This window comes from Allocoleopsis sp., assembly GCF_036703385.1.
Lineage (GTDB): Bacteria > Cyanobacteriota > Cyanobacteriia > Cyanobacteriales > Coleofasciculaceae > Allocoleopsis.
The window spans coordinates 1-3592 of record NZ_DATNPA010000044.1 but is presented as its reverse complement, the minus strand read 5'-3'; the positions used below and the strand labels follow the sequence as shown (position 1 = coordinate 3592).

Here is a 3592-nt window from a genome sequence, read left to right as displayed (position 1 = left end):
GGGAACGGCTTTCTATAAAGTCAGCTTTTGGGGATACTTTAACGGCTACCGCAACTATACGGGAGAACTGACTCAACTGAGCGAAGCCCAATTGGCAGCGCGGGAATTAGCGATCGCTCGACTGCGCCAAGAGGCATCACTGCTGGGCGCTCATGGGGTAATCGGTGTGAGGCTGAAGGTGGGTGGCTATGACTGGAGCGCTCGGACTGTTGAGTTTACAGCAGTTGGGACTGCCATTCGTATTCGCGATCTGCGCTTCGCAGCAGCGCTTCGCTATCGCCTCATAGATCCTCAACCCTTCACCAGCGACCTCAGCGGTCAGGAGTTTTGGCAGTTGCATCAAGCAGGATACTATCCTCGCGGACTCGTTTTTGGCATCTGCTCCTACTATATCCACACCGACTGGAACACTCGCAACATGATGCGGGGTGGCTTCTTCGGCAGAGGCAGCAGCCAAAACCAAGAGGTTGCACAGTATACGCAGGGCTTCAACCTTGCTCGTCAACTGGCAATGAATCGGTTAACCGCCGATATTCGCAAGCATCAGGCTTCAGGAGTTGTCGGGATGCACATCGATATGGGTGTGGAAGATATTGAGTACGAATATAACAAAACAACGTATCACGATCTATTAGCTCATTTTGTAGCCGTGGGAACCTCCATTGTTCACGACCCGCAACCCGTTACCAATAGTAGAAAATCACCACTGCTGATTTATGACCTCGCGAGTGGTAAGTCTAGCCAAATTCGCGTGGACGATTTTGAGGATTAGCGGTTAGCTTGCCTAACTCAAACTCAACCCTCTCATTCCCCAGCCAGGATATTGATTATGACCAACAACCAACCCATGCCCAACGACCTCCCCGCCCACGCCCGCGAACGGTTGCAAGCGATGCGCGGCAAGGATGAACAGCATCGTCTATTTACCAGCGATTTATCAGTCAACGAGTTTCTGCTGGTCAAGGAAGCAGGTTTCGACCCCTTGGGGATGGTGGTGGGTTGCTCCATGTACCACATTGGCTATCAATGGGCAGGAATTAACCAGAATATGGAGATGACGGTATTATCCCAGGCGATGTACCATGCGCGGGAACTGGCAATGAGCCGGATGGAAGAGGAAGCCGATGTACTGGGGGCTGATGGGATTGTGGGGGTACGTCTGACGGCTAAGCCCATGGAGTGGGAGACAAATCTTGCGGAATTTGTAGCGATCGGTACTGCGGTGCGAACTCGCGACCCTAATCTGTCCTACCGCACGTTGGATAACAAGCCTTTCACCAGCGATTTATCGGGGCAGGATTTTTGGACGTTGCTTCGAGCTGGCTACCGACCCGTTGGTTTGGTCATGGGTAACTGCGTCTACCATGTAGCCTATCAGGGCATTGGTCAGTGGTTCAAAAATATTGGCAAGAATGTGGAGATGACCAACTTCACCCAAGCCCTGTATGATGCCCGTGAACTAGCAATGGAACGAATGCAGGCAGAAGCCGCTCACCTAAAAGCACAAGGAATTGTGGGAGTTCAACTGCATGAGGGTCGCTACTCGTGGAGTTCTCATGTCATTGAGTTTTTTGCGATCGGCACGGCTATTGTACCGATTCGGGACGAGCACCACATTCCAACTCCTCATCTGATGCTGTCAGTTAATGACTGATGGTATCAACAATAAGGCCAGTACAAGGGTCTCAAAGAACTAGGCAAACCACTGAGCTGAGAACAAGCATTTATGTACTGCATCATGCTGGTTGCGATACGCAAGCGCTGACTTGTCAGTTCACGGTTTTAGGCGCTGGTGCCTATTCGCTGGATGCTTTGATTTTTGGACGATGAATCAATCCCCGTGCTTGATTAATTCTCGACCTGTCGGCTTGAAGAGGGGGATTTTCGCGTTCTCGTTAAACTCCACCTTCTAGATCGTCTAAGTCATCTAAAGTTAATGGTGCTTGAGCGCTATGGCGCACGTACAACACGTAGACTGTAATATCTCGAATAGTAAACAGCACTCGATACATATTTTTGAATTTCCCGTAAAGTAATTGCCGGACTTCTTCAGGAAAAATTTCGTGTTCGACTGCTAAGGCACAGCGCCTGGGCTTCTCTTGGAGCGTTGCAATCATATTCATCTACCCTCGGAACCAGCGATCGGCAAATTCGGGATTATGCTCTCGATACCATTGGTAGGCTTGCTCAATCTGAGCTTCGGCAATCGGGGTAATTTCAACCTGAAATGTCATACTTTTGCTGCATTTCTTGGATGAAATCCCCGATAGGGCGAGTTTGGCCACGCTCTAGTTCCTCGAAGCCTTGCTGAATGCCTGCAATCGTCTCCAACTGATCGATCAGATGGCGCAGTTTGGTGGGATCGATTTTTCCAGGATCGAGGAAGGTGATGAGAACTTGGGTGCGATCGCTCACATTTTGCGGTAGTTCGGTGAGTTCAATTTGCCCATTCTGATAAATGCCTTCGACGGTTTTCAGCATAGGTGGTAATAGGGTTATCAGTTCTTTCAATTCTACTGGTTCTCCCTATGCTATCTGTGCCATCTGCTTTGCAGCAGCGAGTAGAGCTCCTATCGAGGCTACCGCTATCGCAGACGGGGTATGAATGTTAAACAAAAGTAGATGTTGGGGTTCCTTCGTCAACCTAACCTATAAAATATGCGATCGCACAACATATAACCTAAGAGTTAAAATAATTGAAATAAATAGTTGAATCAGCTTTCAACATATCAATTCCTCCAATGGAAATATTTTTTATCTCTTCCCATTCTCTATGTATTTTCTCTCGGTTACGCATAATTTTTTCAGGAGTTTTATCTCTAGTAATTGCCTGAAATTTTAATTAACCTCTACTTTTGAAAACAATTCCCTTATCACCAGGATAAGCTTGGCGATGGTCATTACTCCCTTGCCATATTTCATCGGGAATTCTGGTAAATGCTTTACAGCTTCTTGAACTACCTGAAACAAAATCGGAATTTAAGTGACAACATAGGGAACAAATAGGACTAACTAGATAATCATTAACAAGTTTGCTCAATTCTGCAAATGACGCTTGGTTTCTCTCTAGTGCTTTTTTCAGATACTCAAAAGAAAGTACAGCCAGATTGAAAAGCTTACTAATCTGGATAAGTTGCCGTCTGTTGGTAGTACTGTTTTGTGCTTTCCAATTAAGGTCAAGCGTGGTAGCGGAGCATGGTCGCGTGTTGTTGGGTTAGTGCCAGCCGTTTAATCTCCCTCTTAAATCACTGTGCGATCGCCAACATAGCATGTCCGTCAGGGTCTTTGACTAAACAACCTTGACGATAAGGACATGAGCTATCTGCAAACTCCACAACCCGCGAAGATACAACCTCAACCCCATTTTTCCGGAACATATCTACTGCCTGCTCAATGTCGTTGACGATTAGCTCGACTTGCATATGTGCAATATCGCAACTTTTCCAGTCACTCGGCATGGGACGACCCTTGGGAGGCACAAGATAATCTAGCAGTTCAATACCTAAACCACCTTGAGCAGGTCGCAGTGCGGTTACTAGGACTTCGGCTCCTGGTAAGTTATCCATGCGAGCTTGTGTTTCACGCCAATTGA

Annotated in this window: 3 protein-coding genes and 2 pseudogenes; 2 read left to right on the top strand and 3 right to left on the bottom strand. The window is 47.4% G+C overall.

The window, feature by feature from the left end; all coding sequences use genetic code 11:
- Together V6C93_RS02410 and V6C93_RS02405 are read left to right on the top strand one after the other, a co-directional pair.
- Positions 1-772, top strand: a 772-nt coding sequence (locus V6C93_RS02410) for a heavy metal-binding domain-containing protein (protein WP_333475047.1), incomplete at its 5' end; no start/stop codon positions are given.
- Positions 773-829: 57 nt separating this feature from the next.
- On the top strand, positions 830-1654 hold the full coding sequence (locus tag V6C93_RS02405; RefSeq protein WP_333475046.1) for a heavy metal-binding domain-containing protein: 825 nt from the start codon (positions 830-832) through the stop codon (positions 1652-1654).
- 241 nt (positions 1655-1895) lie between these two features.
- Here V6C93_RS02405 and V6C93_RS02400 read toward each other — a convergent pair.
- The 3 genes and pseudogenes from V6C93_RS02400 to V6C93_RS02390 form a co-directional block, all read right to left on the bottom strand.
- Positions 1896-2234: pseudogene (locus V6C93_RS02400) on the bottom strand (type II toxin-antitoxin system RelE/ParE family toxin).
- Positions 2218-2481 (bottom strand): hypothetical protein, encoded by a 264-nt coding sequence (locus V6C93_RS02395; RefSeq protein ID WP_349262598.1) that lies wholly within the window; start codon positions 2479-2481, stop codon positions 2218-2220. The pseudogene V6C93_RS02400 and the gene V6C93_RS02395 overlap by 17 nt, the downstream one beginning before the upstream one ends.
- A 764-nt stretch (positions 2482-3245) precedes the next feature.
- Positions 3246-3592 (bottom strand): annotated as a pseudogene (locus V6C93_RS02390) (VOC family protein); the annotation flags it as partial.

What these genes read in the sequence shown, in the direction of transcription:
- V6C93_RS02405 (WP_333475046.1), top strand. Translation starts at nt 830, where the DNA reads ATGACCAACAACCAACCCATGCCCAACGACCTCCCCGCCCACGCCCGC.
- V6C93_RS02395 (WP_349262598.1), bottom strand. Translation starts at nt 2,481, where the DNA reads ATGCTGAAAACCGTCGAAGGCATTTATCAGAATGGGCAAATTGAACTC.